This window comes from Belnapia arida (assembly GCF_016773205.1).
Classification (GTDB): domain Bacteria; phylum Pseudomonadota; class Alphaproteobacteria; order Acetobacterales; family Acetobacteraceae; genus Belnapia; species Belnapia arida.
In genome coordinates this window covers 101751-121256 of the sequence record NZ_JAETWB010000003.1, presented here as the reverse complement: position 1 = coordinate 121256, position 19506 = coordinate 101751, and the positions used below count along the sequence as shown (strand labels likewise).

At 70.5% G+C, this 19506-nt stretch carries 18 protein-coding genes; 4 read left to right on the top strand and 14 right to left on the bottom strand.

The window, feature by feature from the left end:
* Positions 1 to 2: 2 nt before the first annotated feature.
* The 8 genes from JMJ56_RS10235 to JMJ56_RS10200 form a co-directional block, all read right to left on the bottom strand.
* Positions 3 to 1061 (bottom strand): ABC transporter ATP-binding protein, encoded by a 1059-nt coding sequence (locus JMJ56_RS10235; RefSeq protein ID WP_202831533.1) that lies wholly within the window; start codon positions 1059 to 1061, stop codon positions 3 to 5.
* The gene (locus JMJ56_RS10230; protein ID WP_202831532.1) at positions 1061 to 2137 is read right to left on the bottom strand and encodes an ABC transporter ATP-binding protein; all 1077 of its coding nucleotides are present in this window, start codon (positions 2135 to 2137) and stop codon (positions 1061 to 1063) included. Before JMJ56_RS10230 ends, JMJ56_RS10235 begins: the two co-directional genes overlap by 1 nt.
* Complete coding sequence (gene glpD, locus JMJ56_RS10225; RefSeq protein ID WP_202831794.1) at positions 2134 to 3660, bottom strand: glycerol-3-phosphate dehydrogenase; 1527 nt, start codon at positions 3658 to 3660, stop codon at positions 2134 to 2136. The genes JMJ56_RS10230 and glpD overlap by 4 nt, the downstream gene beginning before the upstream one ends.
* Before the next feature lie 90 nt (positions 3661 to 3750).
* The gene (locus JMJ56_RS10220; protein ID WP_202831531.1) at positions 3751 to 4545 is read right to left on the bottom strand and encodes a DeoR/GlpR family DNA-binding transcription regulator; all 795 of its coding nucleotides are present in this window, start codon (positions 4543 to 4545) and stop codon (positions 3751 to 3753) included.
* Between the two features lie 48 nt (positions 4546 to 4593).
* Positions 4594 to 5823 carry a YeeE/YedE family protein gene (locus tag JMJ56_RS10215; protein WP_202831530.1) on the bottom strand — a complete coding sequence of 410 codons (1230 nt, stop codon included), beginning with the start codon at positions 5821 to 5823 and terminating at the stop codon, positions 4594 to 4596.
* A gap of 85 nt (positions 5824 to 5908) precedes the next feature.
* On the bottom strand, positions 5909 to 8134 hold the full coding sequence (locus tag JMJ56_RS10210) for a xanthine dehydrogenase family protein molybdopterin-binding subunit (protein ID WP_202831529.1): 2226 nt from the start codon (positions 8132 to 8134) through the stop codon (positions 5909 to 5911).
* Positions 8131 to 9117 (bottom strand): FAD binding domain-containing protein, encoded by a 987-nt coding sequence (locus JMJ56_RS10205; RefSeq protein ID WP_202831528.1) that lies wholly within the window; start codon positions 9115 to 9117, stop codon positions 8131 to 8133. The genes JMJ56_RS10210 and JMJ56_RS10205 overlap by 4 nt, the downstream gene beginning before the upstream one ends.
* Positions 9118 to 9120: 3 nt before the next feature.
* Positions 9121 to 9603 carry a (2Fe-2S)-binding protein gene (locus JMJ56_RS10200; protein ID WP_202831527.1) on the bottom strand — a complete coding sequence of 161 codons (483 nt, stop codon included), beginning with the start codon at positions 9601 to 9603 and terminating at the stop codon, positions 9121 to 9123.
* Between the two features lie 601 nt (positions 9604 to 10204).
* On the opposite strand from JMJ56_RS10200, the gene JMJ56_RS34815 reads away from it, so the two are divergent.
* The gene (locus JMJ56_RS34815; protein WP_202831526.1) at positions 10205 to 11080 is read left to right on the top strand and encodes a family 16 glycosylhydrolase; all 876 of its coding nucleotides are present in this window, start codon (positions 10205 to 10207) and stop codon (positions 11078 to 11080) included.
* 67 nt (positions 11081 to 11147) lie between these two features.
* Here the strand turns inward: JMJ56_RS34815 and JMJ56_RS10190 are convergent, their stop codons facing one another.
* Both JMJ56_RS10190 and JMJ56_RS10185 read right to left on the bottom strand, forming a co-directional pair.
* Positions 11148 to 11456, bottom strand: a complete 309-nt coding sequence (locus tag JMJ56_RS10190) for a hypothetical protein (protein ID WP_202831525.1) — start codon at positions 11454 to 11456, stop codon at positions 11148 to 11150.
* 122 nt (positions 11457 to 11578) lie between these two features.
* Entirely contained in the window at positions 11579 to 11866 is a 288-nt protein-coding gene (locus JMJ56_RS10185) for a cation:dicarboxylate symporter family transporter (RefSeq protein ID WP_268884994.1), read from the bottom strand.
* A 14-nt stretch (positions 11867 to 11880) separates the two neighbouring features.
* On the opposite strand from JMJ56_RS10185, the gene JMJ56_RS10180 reads away from it, so the two are divergent.
* Positions 11881 to 12240: a hypothetical protein gene (locus tag JMJ56_RS10180; RefSeq protein WP_202831523.1), complete on the top strand. Its 360-nt coding sequence runs from the start codon at positions 11881 to 11883 to the stop codon at positions 12238 to 12240.
* Here the strand turns inward: JMJ56_RS10180 and JMJ56_RS10175 are convergent.
* Genes JMJ56_RS10175 through JMJ56_RS10165 form a run of 3 tightly spaced genes read right to left on the bottom strand, consistent with a single transcriptional unit; the run spans position 12237 to position 16684 of the window.
* Positions 12237 to 13064 (bottom strand): SDR family NAD(P)-dependent oxidoreductase, encoded by an 828-nt coding sequence (locus tag JMJ56_RS10175; RefSeq protein WP_202831522.1) that lies wholly within the window; start codon positions 13062 to 13064, stop codon positions 12237 to 12239. The two genes, JMJ56_RS10180 and JMJ56_RS10175, sit on opposite strands and share 4 nt — an antisense overlap.
* Positions 13065 to 13091: 27 nt before the next feature.
* Positions 13092 to 14585: an acetyl-CoA acetyltransferase gene (locus JMJ56_RS10170; RefSeq protein WP_202831521.1), complete on the bottom strand. Its 1494-nt coding sequence runs from the start codon at positions 14583 to 14585 to the stop codon at positions 13092 to 13094.
* 2 nt (positions 14586 to 14587) lie between these two features.
* On the bottom strand, positions 14588 to 16684 hold the full coding sequence (locus JMJ56_RS10165) for an acetate--CoA ligase family protein (RefSeq protein WP_202831520.1): 2097 nt from the start codon (positions 16682 to 16684) through the stop codon (positions 14588 to 14590).
* A 152-nt stretch (positions 16685 to 16836) separates the two neighbouring features.
* Here JMJ56_RS10165 and JMJ56_RS10160 point away from each other — a divergent pair, with 152 nt between their 5' ends.
* Entirely contained in the window at positions 16837 to 17901 is a 1065-nt protein-coding gene (locus JMJ56_RS10160) for a ketopantoate reductase family protein (RefSeq protein ID WP_202831519.1), read from the top strand.
* Positions 17902 to 17910: 9 nt separating this feature from the next.
* On the opposite strand, the gene JMJ56_RS10155 is transcribed toward JMJ56_RS10160, so the two are convergent.
* Positions 17911 to 18330, bottom strand: coding sequence for a YciI family protein (locus JMJ56_RS10155; protein ID WP_202831518.1), 420 nt, complete (start codon positions 18328 to 18330; stop codon positions 17911 to 17913).
* 199 nt (positions 18331 to 18529) lie between these two features.
* Between JMJ56_RS10155 and JMJ56_RS10150 the strand changes: the two genes are divergently transcribed.
* Positions 18530 to 19474, top strand: coding sequence for a tripartite tricarboxylate transporter substrate-binding protein (locus JMJ56_RS10150; protein WP_202831792.1), 945 nt, complete (start codon positions 18530 to 18532; stop codon positions 19472 to 19474).
* Positions 19475 to 19506 lie beyond the last annotated feature (32 nt).

Genomic DNA, 19506 nt, shown 5'->3' with positions numbered 1-19506 from the left:
GCTCAGCCCTCCCCTTCGGCCAGGCGGCCATCGGCATAGACATGCAGGCGGCGCGGATCGAGGGCGAGGCGCGGCTCCGCCGGCACCGCCATCCCCTCCGGCAGGGTGGCCGCGAAGGGCACCCCGTCCAGCTCCACCCGGGCAATGCGCCGCCGCCCGAGATCCTCGACGCGCCGCACCGTCACCGGCAGCCCGTCCCGCGCGATGGCGGCGAATTCCGGCCTGATGCCGAGTTCCACCTTGCCCGCCAACGCCCCATAGCCACGCGGCAACCCGACGCGGTGCCCACCCGCGAGGGTGGCGGTATCGCCCTCCACCGCGCAGGGCAGGAAATTCATCCCCGGCGAGCCGATGAAGTGGCCTACGAAGGTATGCGCCGGCCGGTCGAACAGCGCCTCCGGCGTGCCGACCTGTACCACCTCACCCTCGCTCATCACCACGACCCGGTCGGCGAAGGTCAGCGCCTCGGTCTGGTCATGGGTGACGTAGATCATCGTCACCGGCACCTGGCGATGCAGCTCCTTCAGCCGCGAGCGCAGCTCCCACTTCAGGTGCGGGTCGATGACCGTCAGCGGCTCGTCGAACAGGATGGCGGCGACGTCGTCGCGGACGAGGCCCCGCCCGAGCGAGATCTTCTGCTTGTCGTCGGCACCGAGGTTGCGCGCCCGCCGGTCGAGCATCCCGCTCAGCCCGAGCAGCCCCGCCACATGCTCGACCCGCGCCCGCGCCGCCGCCGCCGGCACGCCACGGTTGCGCAGCGGGAAGGCCAGATTCTCCCGCATCGTCATCGTGTCGTAGACAACAGGGAATTGGAACACCTGCGCCACGTTGCGTCGCTCGGTCGAGAGCCCCGTCACGTCCTGCCCGTCGAACAGCACCCGCCCCTCGCGCGGCCGCAGCAGGCCGGAGACGATGTTGAGCAGCGTCGTCTTGCCGCAGCCGGACGGCCCGAGCAGCGCATAGGCGCCGGCATCCTCCCAGACCATGTCCATCGGCTTCAGCGCATAGGCGCTGCTGCCGGGATAGCCATGCGCCAGGCGCTCGAAGGCGATGCGGGCCATCAGGCGGCCTCCGCCAGCGCCGCGACCGCGGCGAGCTTCCCGTCCGCGCCGAAGACCAGGCAGCGCTGCGGGTCGAGCCAGAGCGTCACCTCCTGCCCCGGCTCCGGCCGCTGCACGCCGGGCGTGAGCACCACCCAGTCCATGCCGTCGAAGCTGCAGTGCACATAGGTCTCGGAGCCCGTCACTTCGGCGACGCGCACCACCGCCGGCAGGTCGACCGCGCCCGGCAACGGCTCCAGCGAGACCTGATGCGCGCGGATGCCGATGGTGCAGGCCCCATCGGCGACGCCCGCCGGCGCCGGCATCACCGCGCCCGTGGCGAGCACCAGCCGCCCGCCCTCGGCCCGCGCCGGCGCCTCGTTCAGCGGCGGATCGGAGAAGACCCGCGCCGTGGCGAGATCGCCCGGGCGCCGGAACACCTCACCCGCCCGCCCGAACTGCGTAACCCGCCCTTCCGAGAGCGTAGCGACGAACCCACCCAGCAGCAGCGCCTCCGCAGGCTCCGTCGTTGCGTAGACGAAGACCGAGCCGCTCTCGGCGAAAAGCTTCGGCAGCTCCTCCCGCAATTCCTCGCGCAGCTTGTAGTCGAGGTTGGCCAGTGGCTCGTCCATCAGCACCAGCGCCGCCCGCTTGACGAGCGCCCGCGCGATCGCCGTCCGCTGCTGCTGTCCGCCGGAGAGTTCCATTGGCCGCCGCGCCAGATAGGGCTCCAGCCTCAGCACCCGCGCCGCCTCGCGCACCCGCTGCTCGATCTCCGCCCGCTTCAGCCCCGCCACGCGCAACGGCGAGGCGATGTTCTCGAAGACCGAGAGCGTCGGGTAGTTGATGAACTGCTGGTAAACCATGGCGACGCTCCGCCTGCGCACCGGCTGGCCCGTCACCTCGCGTCCCTCGGCGAAGAGCCGTCCCTCGCTCGGACGGTCGAGCCCCGCCAGCAGCCGCAGCAGCGTCGTCTTGCCCGCGCCGGTCGGGCCGAGCAGCACATTCGGCAGCCCCGGACGCAGCTCCAGCGTCACCGGGTGCAGCACAGCCTCGCCGCCGGAGGAGAGCGCCAGCCCGTCCGCCCGCACCGTCATTCCGCCGCCCTCCCGGCCACAGCGCGCGCCGCGTCCATGTACTCCGCCAGCGCCGCCTGCCCCGCCTGGTCGACCCTCAGCCCCAGCTTGGTCCGCCGCCACAGCACATCGGCCGGTGCGCGGGCCCATTCCTCGCGCATCTGCCAATCCACCTCGCGGGCCGTCAGCCCCGCGCCGAAATGCCGGCCGAGATCCTCCATGCTGCGCGCGTCGCCCAACATCCGCATGGCCCGCGTGCCATAGTGCCGGATGAGCCGCCGTGCCAGCTTGGCCTTGAGGAAGGGGTAGTCCCGCAGCAGCGCCTCGACGAGCGCCGGCGCCCCGTCCCAGGGGAAGTCGCCTCCCGGCAGCGAGGCAGCATCCGTCCAGCCCGGCTTCATCCCAGGGAAATGCGGCGCCAATTTCGCCATCGCCGCCTCGGCCAGCCGCCGGAAGGTGGTGATCTTGCCGCCGAAGACGCTGAGCAGCGGTGCCCCGCCCTCCGCCTCGTCGATCTTGAGGACGTAGTCGCGCGTCGCCTCCTGCGCCCGGCTGGCGCCGTCGTCATAAAGTGGCCGCACGCCGGAATAGCTCCAGACCACATCGGCAGGCGTGACAGGCTGGCGGAAATACTCGCTCACCGCGCGGCAGAGATAGGAGGTCTCGGCCTCCGAGATCTTCGCCGTCGCCGGATCGCCCTCGAACTCCTCATCGGTCGTGCCGATGAGCATGAAGTCTTCCTCATAGGGGATCGAGAAGCAGATTCGGCCATCCGGATTCTGGAAGATATAGCAACGGTCGTGGTCATAGAGCCGCCGGGTAACGATATGGCTGCCCTTCACCATCCTGACCCGCGCCGGCGTATTCACGCCCGCAACGCCGCCCAGCACCGAGCCCACCCAAGGCCCTGCCGCATTCACCAGCGCCCGCGCCCGCACGTCCTGCACCGCGCCACTGTCCTCGTCGCGCAACGTGGCGTGCCACAGCCCGCCCTCGCGCCGGGCCGAGACGACGCGCGTCCGCGTCAGCACCGTCGCACCCCGGTCCGCCGCATCCCGCGCATTCAGCACGACGAGCCGCGCATCCTCGACCCAGCAGTCGGAATACTCGAAACCTCGCGTCAGCTGCGGCTTCAGCGGCGCGCCTACCGGGTCCCGCCGCAGGTCGATGCTCCGCGTCGGCGGCAGGATGCGCCGCCCACCCAGATGGTCGTAGAGGAAGAGCCCGAGCCGCAGGATCGGCCAGGGCCGCTGCCCCACATTGTGCGGCAGCACGAAGCGCAGCGGCCAGACGATGTGCGGCGCCGCTCGCAGCAGCACCTCGCGCTCGATCAGCGCCTCCCGCACCAGGCGGAATTCCCGGTATTCCAGGTAGCGCAGCCCGCCATGGATCAGCTTGGTGGAGGAGGAGGAAGTCGCGCCTGCCAGGTCGCCCTTTTCTGCGAGGATCACGGAAAGGCCCCGCCCCACCGCGTCGCGGGCGATACCGCAGCCATTCACGCCCCCGCCGATGACGAGGAGATCCTGAACCTGGCTGTTGCCCATTGCTGTCACGCAACCTTCCCTGACCCTTGAAGCGATGCTTCCCCAGCCAAACCGAAAGCGCAAGCGAAAATTCCGCGCCCTAACCGCGCCTCACCGGGTTTCGCTTTCCGCCAGCTCCACGCGCGTCCCCGCCTCCTGGCAGGCTTCGGCAAAGCGCGGCGGCGGCGCCCGGTCCATCACCACGGTGTGCAGCTGCCGCACATGGCCGATGCGGATCGGCGCCGAACGCTCGAACTTCCCCGCATCCGCCACCAGGATCGGCTGCCGCGCATTGCCGAGGATGGCGCGCGACACCCGCACCTCCCGATAATCGTAATCCAGCAGGCTGCCATCCTCATCGAGGGCGGAAGCGCCGATCACGGCGAAATCCAGCTTGAACTCGGAGACGAGGTCGACCGTCGCCTCCCCCGCGATGCCGCCATCGCTACGCCGCACCGGCCCGCCAGCGACCACCACCTCCACCCCCGGGCTGGGCAGCAGGATGGAGACGACATGGATGTTGTTGGTGACAACGAGCAGATCGCGATGCCGCGTCAGCGCCCGCGCCACCTCCTCCGTCGTCGTGCCGATGTTGATGAAGAGCGAGGAGCCATCCGGGATCAGCGCCGCGCAGCGCGCCGCGATCCGCCGCTTCCCCTCATGCGCCAGCGCCCGTCGTGCCTCGTAGGAGGCATTGGCCACGCCCGAGGCCAGCATCGCCCCGCCATGCTGCCGCGCCAGCAGCCCGAGGTCGCGCAGCAGGTTGAGGTCCTTGCGGATGGTCTGCGGGCTGACGGCGAAACGCGCCGCCAGCTCCTCCACCCCGACGCGCCCCGCCCCGCGGGCCAGGCTGAGGATTGCCTGCTGCCGATCCGAAAGCTCCGCGAGCGGTAAGGTCGTCGTCACTCTTCGAGGATGCGCCGACCGCGCGCAAAACGAAAGCTGCGAGTTAAATCAGCACCCGGTCTGCCGCGGCAGCCGCTCCACCTCCAGCCCGAAGAGCGGCCGGATCCCCGTCCCCAGCCAGTTGCCGAAGAAGGCCGCCACCATCCAGACCCAACCATGCAGGCTGCCCGAGGCGATCCCGGAGAAATAGGCGCCGATATTGCAGCCATAGGCCAGCCGCGCCCCATAACCCAACATCACCCCGCCCACGACGGCGGCCAGCGCCGAGCGCCAAGGCACCCGCCAGCCCGGGGAGAACCGCCCCGCCAGCGCCGAGGCCAGCAGCGCGCCGAGGATGATGCCGAAATCCATCACCGAGGTGACATCGGTGAGCACGTTCCCCTCCAGCGCCGCCCGCGGCCCGGGCGCCTGCCAATAGGGCCAGCTCCCCGGATCGAACCCGATCAGCGCCGCCGCCTTCGACCCCCAGAGGGCGAAGGCCGAGGTGATGCCCCAGGGCCGCCCCGACAGCGCCAGCGTGACAAAATTCAGCACCGCCAGCGCCACCGCCCCGGCGACCAACGGCCAGGGACCGCGCAGCAGTCGGGCGAGGCCCTGCCGCGGCGCATCCGGCGGCGTCACCAGCCGCCCATGCCGCCGCCGCTCCAGCACCACCGTCAGCCAGGCGATGCCGGCGAAGACGGTGAGGTTGGCAATGAGCGCCGGCACCACCCCCCAGGACTGCACCAGCGAGACCGGCTCCAGATGCGGCAGCGCCGACCACCAATGCAGATGTGCTGCCCCCAGCGCCGAGCCGGCGATGAAGGCGGCGAGCGTCAGCAGCATCCGTACCGAGCCGCCACCCACAGTATAGAGGGTACCCGAGGCGCAACCCCCGCCCATCTGCATGCCGATGCCGAAGAGGAAGGCGCCGAAGATCACCGAGACGCCGACCGGCGAGACCAGCCCCCGCACCGGCTCGCCGAACAGCGTCCCCGCCGCCAGCACCGGAAAGAACAGCAGCACCGCGATGGCCAGCATCACCATCTGCGCCCGCAGCCCCGCCCCGCGCCGGTCGGCGATGAACACCCGCCAAGCTGAAGTGAAGCCGAAGGCCGCGTGATAGAGCACCAGCCCCAGCGCCGCACCGAGCAGGAACAGCTCTGCCTGCCGCGGACTGATCGCTTGGGCAATGATGCCGCCGCCGAGCAGCAACAGCGCCCCGGCGGTCAGCGCCGCCGGGACATTGATGGCGACCTGCCGTAACCCCACTGGCGCGGCCAAACCCGTCGCGGACATACCAACTCCAATCCTGTCGAAACCGTCACGCAGCAAATAGGGCGTGCAGCGCGCTCGGCCCCATGCCGGCCGCGCATGGCTCCTCCTACCCCAGCAGCCGCTCCGGCGTGATCGGCAACTCGCGGATCCGCCGCCCCGTCGCGTGCCAGACCGCGTTGGCGATCGCCGGAGCCACACCGCAGATCGCCACCTCAGCCAGCCCCTTCACCCCGAGCGGGTTGAAGTTGCGGTCGTCATTGGGGACGAAGATCGCCTCCAGCTCTGCCACATCGGCATTCACCGGCACCAGGTACTCGGCGAGGTTGGCATTCATCACCTTGCCGAAGCGGGCATCCCATTCCGCCCGCTCCTCCAGCGCCATGCCGAGCCCGCCGACCATGCCGCCAATGCACTGGCTGCGCGCCGTCTTCGGGTTGATGACCCGGCCCACGTCATAGGCGCCGACCATGCGCGGCACCCGCACCGTGCCGAGCGCCTCATCCACCCGCACCTCGACGAAGATCGCGCCGAAGGCCGCGGAGGAGTACTTCTTTGTCTCCTCCCCCGGCTGCGCGCTGCCCTCGGCCTCGACCCAGCCGAGGTTATGCTGCCGCAACAGCTCCGCATAGGGCACCACCGGCCCGCTGCCGTCGGCCCGGCCGAGCCCGCCATCGCGCGCCACCACCGCATTCTCCGCCAGCCCGGCGAAGGGCCCCTGCTGCGCCGCCTGCGCCAGCCCGGCCAGCTTCGTCTGCACCGCCTGGCAGGCCGCGACGACCGCGTTGCCGAGGCTTGCCATGGTGATGGAGCCGCCATGCACCGGCGCATAGGGCAGGTTGGTATCGCCCAGCTCGAAGCGTACATGATCGACCGGCAGGCCGAGCGTCTCCGCCGCCACCTGCGTCATCGAGGTATAGGTGCCCGGCCCCATGTCGGAGGAGGCACTGCGCACCACGGCCATCCCGTTCCCCGTCAACGCAACGGAGGCCGAGCCACCGCTGCGGTCGGAATGATAGATCGCCGTCGCCATGCCATAGCCGATGAGCGTGCCGCCCTCGCGCATCGAGCGCGGCTCGGGCTTGCGCCGCGCCCAGCCGAAGCGCTCCGCCGCCGTCTCGTAGCAGGCCCGCAGCTCCTTGCTCGACCAGGGCAGCCCCTTCTGCTGATCCTGCTCCGCATAGTTGCGCAGCCGCAGCTCCAGCGGGTCCATCCCCAGGTCCACCGCCAGTTCGTCCATTGCCATCTCGAGGCCGAGCACACCCGTCACCACGCCTGGCGCCCGCATCGGGCAGGGCGAGTTGGTGTCCATCTCCACCAGCCGGTAGCGCGCCCGGAGGTTGTCGCACTGGTACAGGTGGCTGGTCGGCGAGAGCGCCGTCTCGGCATATTCCTCATAACGCCCGACCTGCTGGACGACGTCATGCTCGAGCGCGACAAGCCTGCCATCCTTGTCGGCGCCGAGCCGCAGATGCTGCTCCGAATGCGGCCGGAAGCCGACCGCCATGTAGAGCTGCCGCCGCGTCAGCTCCAGCCGTACCGGCCGCCCGACCCGCTTCGCCGCCATCACCGCCAGCGTCACATGCGGCCAGGTCCTGAGCGCCGAGCCGAAGGCGCCGCCGACGAAGGGGGAGACGACACGGATGCGCTCCTCCTCCATGCCGAAGACATGCGCGATCTCCTTGCGGTCATTGTCCACCCATTGCGTCTTGTCGTAGAGAGTGAGGCTCTCCCCCTCCCAATGCGCGATGGTCACATGCGGCTCGATCGCATTGTGATGCTCCCGCGGATGCACGTAGCGAGCCTCGACGCGCACCGGCGCCTCCGCCATCGCGCCCTCGACATCGCCGCGCCCAAGCTCCGGCACCCGCCCGGCCTTTGCATTGCCCTCGCCCGGCGGCCGCCCCTGCTTGGCGTCGAAGATCGTCACTGCCGGGCTGCGCGCATACTCCACCCGTACCAGCTCCGCCGCATGCACCGCCTGCTCCAGCGTCTCGGCGACGACGACCGCTACCGGCTCGCCGTTGAACCGCACCTGGTCATCCTGCAGCACATGCAGCTGCTCGCCGGACTGCGCATCCACCTGCGGCCGTTGGGCGATCTGCTTGTAGGGCAGCCGCGGCGCATCCTCATGCGTCATGACGGCGAGCACGCCCGGCGCCGCCTCCGCCGCCGCACGGTCGATGCTGCGCACATGGCCACGCGGGATGGTGGCCAGCACCATCGCTGCATAGGCGAGGTCGGGCAGGCTGAATTCCGCCGCATAGGTCGCGTGGCCGGTGACCTTGGCCGGGCCATCCACCCGGCTGACCGGCTGGCCGATGATCGCGTTCATGCCAGGCCCCCAAGCTCGAGGATCGCGCGTTCGACGGTGTGTTGCAGCAGCGGCGCCTTGTAGGCATTGCCCGGTCGCGTCACCGCTCCCTCCGAGGCCCAGACCGCCGCCAGCCGCACCCGGTCCCGGTCGAGGCGGTGGCCCAGCAACTCCTGCTCCACCCGCATCAGCCGCCAGGGCTTGGTAGCGACGCCGCCCGCCGCGACGCGCAGCTCGGCTACGCGCCCCTCCTCGTCCAGCCGCAGCGCCACGGCCGCCGAGCAGAGCGCCCAGGCGAAGCTCGCCCTGTCCCGCGCCTTCACATAATGCGAGCGCCAGCGCGTCGCATGCGCCGGGATGCGGATGGCGAGGATGATGTCACCGGGCTGCATCACCGTCTCGATCTCCGGCGTGTCGCCCGGCAGGCGATGGAACCCCTCCACCGGCACCCAGCGCTCCGCCCCCCCGGCGCCTTGGATCAGCACCTCCGCATCGAGAGCGACCAGCGCCACGGGGAGGTCGGAAGGCTGTACCGCGATGCAATGCTCGCTGCCGCCGAGGATGGCATTGTGCCGGTTCTCCCCCTCCAGCGCCGAGCAGCCGCTGCCCGGCTGGCGCTTGTTGCAAGGCGTCGAGACGTCGCGGAAATAGAGGCAGCGGGTCCGTTGCAGCAGGTTGCCGCCGAGGGTCGCCATGTGCCGCACCATGGGCGAAGCCGAGGCCGCCAACGCCTCCGCCGCCACGGCACAGCGCTCGCGCAGCAGCGGATCGTCTGCAGCCTTCTGCAGCCTGGTCAGCGCGCCGAGGCGGAGCGCACCGTCCTGCTCTTCAGTAATCCCGGCGAGGCCGAGCCCGTTGAGGTCGGCCAACTCCTGCGGCTGCACCAAATTCTCCTGCAGGAGTTGGAGCATGTCCGTCCCGCCGGCGATGAACTGCGCCCCGGCAAGCGCCCGGGCGGCAGCGCCGGCGGCATCGGCGACGGGGGCATAGGTGAAGGGGTGCATGGCTCAGCCCTCCCGAGAGGCGGCGTCGCGCACGGCGGCGACGATGTTGGTATAGGCGCCGCAGCGGCAGAGATTGCCGCTCATCTGCTCACGGATCTCGTCGTCGGAGCCTGCACGCCCTTCGCGGATCGCCCCAACCGCCGACATGATCTGCCCCGGCGTGCAGTAGCCGCACTGGAAGGCATCATGCTCGACGAAGGCCGCCTGCACCGGATGCAGGTCATCGCCCTGCGCCAGCCCCTCGATCGTCGTCACCTGTCGGCCCTCCGCCATCACCGCCAGCATCAGGCAGGAGACGACGCGCCTGCCATCGAGCAGCACGGTGCAGGCGCCGCACTGGCCAAGAGCGCAGCCTTTCTTCGTGCCGGTGAGGTGCAACCGGTCGCGCAGTGCATCGAGCAGCGTAGTGCGCGCATCCACCGCCACGCGGTGCTCGGTGCCGTTCACATGGAGGGTCAGGCTGAAATTCTGCGACGGTTCCGGCATTGGGGTGCCCCTCGGCGGGCCCTGGAGACAGGGCCTGTTGAATGCCCGGACAACGCCAAAATGCGCAACTGCGTTCGTTTCTTTGGCCGCCGCGCCGCAAAGGATCACGCCATGTTACGCTGGGTGACGTTCCGCATCAGCACTTAAAACGAAAAACAACACTTGAACGTATACAATTACTTGCGTACCCAGGCCGCGCTCACGCGGTACTGACAAGCGTGTGCGCCTTTGGCTGCAACCACAGGGGAACAGTTTCTTGGTTGACTGCGCGTCTCACGCCAGCGGGGCAGGGGTTCGGAAGCATCGCCTTGCGCGATGCACCGGCATCCACTTCCCGCACCACGGCAATATTGGCCGTCGGGGCATGAGCGCGGCCTGATGTTGGATTGTATCTTAATCGACCACATTCGTTCGGAATTCGGCTCTTTTCCGTGCCGGGTTTCGGGTGAAGGCCGGGGCAACAAGCCCGGCCGTTGACACGGGTGCCGTGAGGCATCCGGGGGCTGCTGCAGCCCAGACGCCGTACTGACCCTGTGCCGCGCATCCTGCGCTGCAAGGTGCGTCGTGCGGCATCGGCAATGGATATTGGGGACCTCTCTCAATGGCTAACAACCCGCTCAGCGTGAGCTTTGACAACGGTTTCGGCTCACTCGGCAACGCCTGGAACGTGCCGGCCCCGCGCAACGGAGAAGTGACACTTTCCGGCTCCTCGGGCCTGATGCAATGGGCAAGCGGCAAGGCCGCGGGCCACGGTTACGGGACCTATACGGTCACCGCCAAGATCGAAGGGCACGAGCCCGGCCCGGCCATCCTGCTGTGGCCCGGCAATGACCAGTGGCCCGGCCAGGAAATCGACCTCGTCGAGAATGCGCACGACCACTCCGGCCGCCAGTACGGCACCGTCCACTGGAATGACAACGGCAAGGACGCCTTCAAGACCGAGATGTTCGAGGGCGTGAAGGGCGGCGTTTTCCACGACTACCAGCTGATCTGGGAACCGGGGAAGATGACCTTCAAGGTCGACGGCAAGGATATGGGCAGCATCACCTCCCACATCCCGAAGGACTTCGACCATGGCGGGATGAACAACACGATCGGCGTCCTGAACAACAACCCGGACACCTCGATCACCGTCTCGCACATCGACTTCAAGCCGCTCGGCAGCAGCGCCCCGGCGCCGGCCCCCGCGCCTGCCCCGACACCGGAGGCCGCCCCTGCGCCGGCCCCGAGCACTGGCAGCGGCGGCAGCAGCAACGGTGGCGGCACCTCTTCCGGCGGTGCCGTGGACTGGAACACCATCGCGGCGCAGGTCCTGGCGAATTTCAACGCCACCGGTAAGTGGGAGATGCCCTCCGGCGACGCCTCGCACAGCCCGGCCCCTGCCCCGGCCCCGTCGCACGATCAGCCGGTCGACTGGCACGCGCTGGCCGCCCAGGCGACGGCGAACTTCGAAGCCACGGGCCACTGGTTCATTTGAGGAACCCGATCGGGGCAGCGCCAGGCGGCGCCGCCCCGATGCCGGCACCCCTGGGTGCCCGGCCTTTTCAGGGCAGCCTTTGAGACCAGGTGACGGGCGGAAGCGGCATCGCTTCCGCCCGATTTACGTTCAGGCCGCTGCGGCTCAGGCACGAGGTCGCCCCTCCGTCTCCCCCGCCACGGGCTCCCCGCCCTGCTGGCAGCAGCATCGTCGCCTGCGGCCCGGCCGAGAGATCGGTGTTGCGGACCTGGGCGACGACGAAGGTCGCAAAGATGCAGCGCATCGTCGGGCCGTCGGGGCTGAAGCAACAGCCTCTCGGCAGCACGAAGCTGACGTGCTGCCGGCTGACCGGGACGCTGATGAGCTGCTCCAGCATCTCCGCATGGGCCAACTGGCTGCTTGCCATGCTGAAAGCGAGAAGCAAGGTTCCCGCGCCAGGCTGCTCGGCTCGGAGACGTGCCGGCCGAACAAGACGAAGCCGGCCGCCGTCAGCGCACACTACGGGATGCGAAGGCCCCGCGCCGTGATGATCGCCGCCATGGAGGCGAAGACGGCAAGCGGTGCGAAGCTCATGCTGCAGCCGGCGACCTTCGGGATCACCTGTGACAACTCCTTGGTCCAGGCGACCGCCGTCCCGGCCCGCTCGCCAAGTGCCGCGCAGGCCACGCCACAGAAGAGCGAGAGGACGGCGATCTGCAGGATCTCATCCTGCGCCATCGCTTCGAAAACCGAACGCGGCACCGGATGGGCCACGGCATCCTCGAGCGAGAGCGAGGAGGCTGCCAGGCCCGGGGGCGCCGATGAAACAGGTCATGGTCTTCGCCTCGATCCGCCCGACCGCCTTCGGTGTTGCCCGATGCGCGACGCTGACGACGCACGTCGAGACGCCCTGCGGCGCGATGATCGTCTTGATCGGCCGCCGCAAGACATCGGTCACGAGGGGGATGTCGCCGGAGATCGACTTGCCGTCCCGGGGCCGGAATTCTCGGCATAAGTCCCGCGCCGATGCCGAGAATTATGGCGATGGGGATCCGGGTCGTCAGGCGGGAGGTTCGCATCCGCCGCGGGTCCTGCCCGTGGTTGGCGCTTCCTCCGCGATGCCCCAGGCCGAAAGGGGTTGCAGCCCGGCCATGGCTGCAACCCCGCGTGTGATTCGCTAGGGGCGTCCGCCCGTCACCTCCAGGATCTGCCCGCTGATGTAATCCGATTCGGGGATGCAGAGCAGGTAGACCGAGCCTGCCGCCTCCTCCGGCCGGCCGCCGCGGCCGAGCGGGATCATCGTCTCGGCATTCTTCAGCACCTCCGGCCGAACGCCGACCGCGATCTCCCGCCCCGCGATGTCGATGGTCGCCCCGCCATGCGCCGGCGCCTCGGTCAGCCGCGTCATGATGAGGCCGAAGGCGACGGCGTTGACGTTCACCTTGTACCGCCCCCACTCCTTCGCCATCGCCTTGGTCAGCCCCATGATGCCGGCCTTGGCGGTGGAGTAGTTCGCCTGCCCCGCATTGCCGTAGACGCCGGAGGTGGAGCTGACGTTGACCACCTTGCGGAACACCTCCCGCCCCTCGGAGGCCTCCTGCCGCGCCGCCTCGCGGATGAAGCGGGAGGCGGCGCGCATGATGCGGAAGGGTGCCGTCAGATGGACGTTGAGGATCGCCATCCACTGCTCGTCCGACATCTTCTGGATGACGTTGTCCCAGGTGTAGCCGGCATTGTTGACGATGATGTCGAGCCCGCCGAAGCCGTCGATCCCCGCCTGCACGAAGCGCTCGGCGAAGCCGTCCTTCGTCACGTCGCCGTTGCAGGCGATGGCCGTGCCGCCGGCCGCCTCGATCTCGGCGACGGTCTCGCCGCCCGGCCCGTCGTCCAGGTCGTTGACGACGACGCGGGCGCCCTCGCCGGCGAGCTTCAGCGCGATCTGCCGGCCTATCCCACGGCCGGACCCGGTGACGAGCGCGACCTTCCCCTCAAGCTTCCTCGACATGCTGTCTCCTCCTGTCTGGGTTCGAATTCAGGCGAGCCGCCATTCCGTCACGCCGTCCGCCGCCAGCACCGCACGGCCCGGCGTGCCGACCGGCGTCCGCTCCCGCCGCAGCAGCAGGGCGATGGCGGCCCCGTCGCCGGCCGGCACCCGCGCCAGCCCGCGCCTGCCATCCTCCAGCCTGAGGATGACGACGCCCTGCTCCGGCGCGCCCTCGCGGTCATGCAGCACGGTGAAGGTCTCGATGCGCGCCGCGCCTTCCGCCGCCTCGGCGAATTCCGGCACCGGTCCCCGCCGTCCATCGGCCTCCGCCTGCACGCTGTAGTCCTCGTCCAGCCCGCCTGGCGCCGGTCGGCGCGACAGCACCACCGCATGGTGCTTGGTGACGAATTCCCCCTGCCCGTAGAGCAGCGCCGGCTGGCCGCCCGATATGCGCAGGGCCCGCAGCATCGCCGCCGCGGCATGCGTCATGTAGTTGTTGAGCGGGGCCCCGAAGAAGGTGAGCCCACCCGTCGTCGTCGGCACCGCGCCCGGCGGCAGGCCGAGCCGGCGCGCCGCCATCTTCGGCACGCAGGGGAAGCAGGAGTAGAGCTCGCAGATGCCGAAGCCCTCGCCCGCGATGCGCGCGCAGGCATCGAGCACGGCATTCTGCGCATGCGCCTCGTGATAGTGGTCGCGGTTCAGGTAGTCGCGTGGCTCCACCGCCGCCGCCCCGCCCTGGAGGAAGGCCATCCGCTCCGCCGGCACGCCGGCCGCCCGGGCGTGCGCCAGGCTGGTCAGCAGCAGCGCCGCCCCCTGGTTCACCATCGGGTTGGCGACCTGGAGCTTGGTATAGGGATAGGCGATCGGCCGGTTCGCCGGGCTTGCCGTGCCGATCTCGGCGGCATCGTACTCCCGCTTCAGCCAGGCCGCCGGGTTGCGCGCCGCGACGCCGGAGAAGGCCGACCACAACGCCGCCGATTCCGCCTGCCCCTCGGCCGGGCTCTGGCCGAGATGCGCCTCCACCGCATTCTCGTAGAAGGGATAGACCGTGACGGGGTCGGCCACGCCGAGCCGCACCGCCAAAGGGTGCAGGAAGTCCCGCCCCCGCGTCCGCCGCCAATTGGGGTCCGGCTCGGTCCAGGGCAGTTCCACCCCAGCCTTCCGCGCCTGCGCCACCGCATGCGTCGCCTCGCCGCCGACCACGGCCGAGACCTCGCTCTCGCCGCGCGCGATGCGCAGCGCCGCCTCGTGCAGGAAGCGCACCGGGCTTTCGCCGCCCACCGGCCCGTAGACCATCCGCCGCGGCGCCCCGCCGAGCCGCGCCGCCAGCGCCGCCGGCAGGTCGCCATAGGGCCAGGAGACGCTGTTGACGATGTCGAGGCTGTCGAGCGCGGCGAGCAGGCCGGGCGCACCGGCATCCTCGGCCGCACGCCGCAGCGCCTCCGCCATCAGTGCCGCCGGCTCCAGCGCTAGGCGCGGCTCGGCGGGGCGGTCCACCACTTCCCCGGCACCGATCAGGACAGGGATGCGCGTCTCGTCCATGCTCATGCCTCCCACACCGCCAGCGCATCCAGCGCCTCGGCACCATCCGGCCCCGCGAGCAGCGGGTTCACCTCCAGCGCCGCCAGCTCCGGGCCGAGGGCCAGGGCCGCATCGCCGATCCGGGCGATGGCCTCCGCCGCCGCCCGCCGGTCCACCCCCGGGCTGCCGCGATAGCCCTCCAGCAGCCGCGCCCCGCGCAGCTCGGCGAACATCTCCAGCACCTCCTCCGGCGTCACCGGCAGCAGCCGCAGGCTGGTGTCGCGCAGCAACTCCACCCAGACGCCGCCGAGCCCGACCGCGATGGCCGGCCCCCAGAGCGGATCGCGCAGAACGCCGACGAAGAGCTCCACCCCGCCCCGCCGCATCGGCGCCACGGCAACGCCCTCGATCCGCGCCTCCGGCCGCGCCGCCCGCGCGTTGGCGAGGATGCGGCTCGCCGCCTCCGCCACCGCCGCATCCCCCTCGAGGCCGAGCGCCACCCCGCCGACATCGCTCTTGTGCGCGATGTCCGGCGAGGCGATCTTGAGCACCACCGGCCCGCCCAGGGCCCGCGCCGCTTCGGCTGCTGCCGCCGCATCGCCGGCCAAGCGCTGCGGTACCACCCGTACCCCGCGCCCTGCCAGCCAGGCGAGCGTCGCCTGCTCGCCCTCCGGCCGTGCCGCTGCCACCACATCCGGCATCGCCGCCTCGCGCAGCCCCCGTTCCTGCCGCGCCGCCCAGTCGAAGGCCCGGCCAATGGCCGCCAGCCCCTCCGGCACGCCGCTGCCGAGATAGGTGATGCCCGTCTCAGCCAGCAGCGCCCGCCCCGCCTCCGTTACCGGCCGCGGCAGCACGCTCAGCATCACCGCCGGCAGGCCGGCGGCGCGGAAGCCGGCGCCGATCGCACGGATGATGCTGCCGCGATAGCTCGCCACCTCCTCCGCCGTGTCCGGCAGGTCCATGAAGCAGGCGAGCAGGCCGAGCGAGGGGTCGCGCCCGAGCGGCGCCAGGCTACGCTCGAACAGCGCCGGGTCGAGCATCGCCCCACCGGTCACGTCGAGCGGGTTGTTCGGCGTGCCGAAGGCCGGCAGCACCGCCCGCAGCGCCGCCACCGTCTCCGCCGCCAGGGCGGGCACGGCGACCCCCGCCTCCTCCGCCCGGTCGGCAGCCATCTCGCATACCCCGCCCGAGATGGAGACCAGTCCCACCCCGCGCCTGCGGACCGGTCCTCGCTGCGCCATCAGCCCGGCAGTGAAGACCAGCGCCTCGATCGAGGGCACGCGGATCATGCCGAGCTGCCGGCAGGCCGCCTCGAAGACCCGGTCGTCGCCCACCAGCGACCCGGTATGCGCCGCCGCCGCCCGCGCCGCGGTCTCGCTGGCGCCGATCTTGATGGCAACGATCGGCTTGCCCGCCGCCAGCGCCCGCCGCGCCGCCGCGGCCAGCGTCCCGGCCTCATGCACCGTTTCGAGGAAAAGGCCGATCACCCGCGTCGCCGGGTCATCCACCAGGAAATCCACCACCCGGGCGACATTCACATCCGCCTCGTTCCCGGTGGAGATCTGGTAGCTCAGCCCCATCCCCTGCCGGTGCGCGAAGGCGGCGATGAAGCCCGCCGTCGCCCCGCTCTGCGAGACCACGCCGATGCTGCCGCCCCGCAGCACCGGCAGCGGCGGCTGCGTCGTCCAGATTGGTACCTGATCGGCATAGTTGATGAAGCCGAGGCAATTGGGCCCTAGCAGCGTCACCCCCTGCGCCCGCGCCTCGGCCAGAAGCGCTGCCTGCCGCGCCGCGCCCTCGGCCCCCACCTCGGCGAAGCCCGAAGTCAGCATCACCGCGTTGCGGATGCCGGCGGCGCGCAGGTCGGCGAAGGCGTCCGGGATGGCGGCTTCCGGCACCATCACCAGCGCCGCGTCCACCGGCTCGCCAATCGCCGCGCAACTCGTTGCGGCCGTCAGGCCATGCACGGTGCCGCCCTTGCGGTTCACCACATGGATGCGACCGGTGAAGCCGAGACGGGCGAAATTGGCATGTGCCGCGCTGGACCAGATGGAGCGGTCGGTCGCGCCCACCAGCGCCACGGACCGCGCACGGAACAACCCTTCCAGCGATGCCGCCATGCGCGTCCCCACCCCTCGCATCTTGCCGAACAGGGAAGCGCGCCTGCGCCGCTTTGTCCAACCCCCGGCTTCATGCCCGCCCCCCGGCATACCCCCCTTGGACTGGAACGCGCCCTGGCCTCATACTTCCCCGAACAGCGAGGAAACGCATCATGGGCAACCGCATCGCCATCATCGGCGCCGGCGCGGTCGGCGGCTACGCCGGCGCGCATATGGCCCAGGCCGGCGAGGACGTGACCTTTGTCGACATGTGGCCGGAGAATGTCGAGACGATGCGGAGCCGCGGCCTGCGCATCTCCCATCTGAAGGACGTGCCGGAATTCACCGTCCCCGTCCGCGCCATCCACCTGACCGAATTGCAGCACGTCTCGAAGGAGCGCCCCTTCGACATCGCCTTCATCTGCGTGAAGTCCTACGACACCGCCTGGGCTACGCTGATGGTGCGGCAGTACCTCGCCCCCAACGGCTTCTGCGTCTCGCTGCAGAACTGCATGAACGAGGAGACCATCGCCGGCATCGTCGGCTGGGGCCGCACGCTGGGTGCCATCGCCAGCTCGATCACCGTCGATCTCTGCGAGCCCGGCCATGTCCGCCGCGCCGCCGGCAAGTCGGGCGCCTCGCACACCGTCTTCCGCGTCGGCGAGGTCCATGGCCGCATCACCGGCCGCGCGCGCGAGATCGGCCGCCTCACCGCCCTCTCCGACAGCACCCAGGTCACGAGCAACCTCTGGGGCGAGCGCTGGTCGAAGCTCGTCACCAATGCGATGGCGAACGGCCTCTCCGCCTGCACCGGCCTCGTCTCCCGCGACATCCTGCTGGACGACACGCTCCGGCAATTCACCGCCCGCCTCGGCTCCGAGGCGATCCGCACCGGCCAGGCGCTCGGCTACAACCTGGAGGAAGTCCATCATCTCGACCCGGAGCTGATCGCCCGGGCGGGAGAGGGCGACCCGGAGGCCCGTCGCGCCTATGACGAGCACCGCATCGCCGAGGCCACCAAGCCCGGCGGCGGGGCGCACCGCCCCTCGATGGGCCAGGACATGGTGAAGGGCCGCCGCACCGAGATCGAATTCCTCAACGGCTTCATCGTCGACCGCGCGCAGGAGATCGGCCTTGCCACCCCGGCCAACGCCGCCCTGACCGACATCGTCAAGCGCGTGGAGCGCGGCGAGCTGCAACCCGACCCAGCACATATCACCGGCCTGCGCCTGAACTAGGGCCCGTCCTCAACCTCCCTTCTGGCCGGCGCGCAGCCGTTCCTCCTGCGCGGCCAGCTCCGGCGGCACGTCGCCGAAATCCGCCATTTCGTAGAGGGGGCGGATTTCGATCTCGCTCGGCCCTGGCATCGGGTTCGGGCAGCGCTTCGCCCATTCCACCGCCTCGTCCATGTCCTTCACCTGCCAGAGCCAGAAGCCGGCGACCAGTTCGCGGGTCGCGGCGAAAGGTCCGTCGATTACGCTGCGCCCTGCCCCATCGAAGGCCACCCGCTTGCCCTGCGCGGAAGGCTTCAGCCCTTCCCCCGCGAGCAGCAGGCCGGCCTTGGCCAGCTCCTCGTTGAACCGTCCCATCGCCATCATCAGCTCGGTCGAGGGCATGAGCCCGGCCTCGCTGTCCTCCGTCGCCTTCACCAGCACCATCACGCGCATGCTGCCTCTCCTCCCCGGCGGCTCCGTCAGGCCTGCGACGGACAGCATTTTACCGGAGCGACAGCATGGCAAAGACTTTTTGCCGAACCATCCTGGTCTCTATAGCCTGCCCGGCGGGCGGCGCCGCGATGCCAGCCCCCATCGACAAGAATGATCCGGGCGCGCTGGCCGCACCCGGCGGGAGGCTTCCTTGCGCATCATGCTCCTCGCCCTGCTGCTGACGGCCGGCATTACCCAGGCGCAGCCCTTCCCCAGCCGCCCAATCACCCTGGTCGCCGCCGGTGCAGCGGGCGGCCCGACGGACACCATTACCCGCATCCTCGCCGACGCTCTGGGCCGCGCCCTGCCGCAGCCCGTGGTGGTCGAGTCGATCGGCGGCTCGCTGGTCGGCCCGCAGCGCGCCGCCCAGGCGCGGCCGGACGGCTATACGCTGCTGGTCAACAACATCGGCTTCGCCGCCAGCGCCACGCTCTACCGCAAGCTGCCCTACGACGTGCTGGAGAGCTTCGCCCCGCTTGGCCTCGTCTCCGACGCGGCGATGACCTTCGTCGCCCGCCCCGGCTTCCCCGCCGCCGACCTCGGCGGCTACATCGCCGCGCTGCGCGAGGGCGGGGACCGGCTGAACCTCGCCAGTGCCGGCCTCGGCTCCGCCTCGCATCTCTGCGGCGTGCTCCTGCAGCAGGCGGCCGGGGCCAAGGCGACGACGGTCGTCTTCCGCGGCACCGGCCCGGCCATCGCCGAGCTGATGGCCGGCCGGCTCGACCTGCTGTGCGATCAGGCGACCAACACGGTGCCCTACATCAGGGACAACCGGGTCACCGCCTATGCCGTCACCAGCACCGCCCGCCTCGCCGAGCTGCCGCAGGTGCCGACCACGGCCGAGGCAGGTTCCCCTGCCCTCGTCATGACCACCTGGCATGCGATGTACGCCCCGGCCGGCACGCCGGAGGAGGTGCAGGCCACCCTCTCAGCCGCCCTGCGCGCGGCAATGAAGGACGAGGCCCTCCGCCGCCGCTTCTCGGAACTGGCCACCGAGCCGGCGACGGAGGAGCGCGCCAGCATCGCCTTCCACCGCCGCTTCCTGGCCGAGGAGGTGGCCCGCTGGCGGCCGATCATCCAGGCCGCCGGGGCCTTCGCCGACTGACCTCCTCCGCGGCCTTGCTCCTCGCCGGGTGC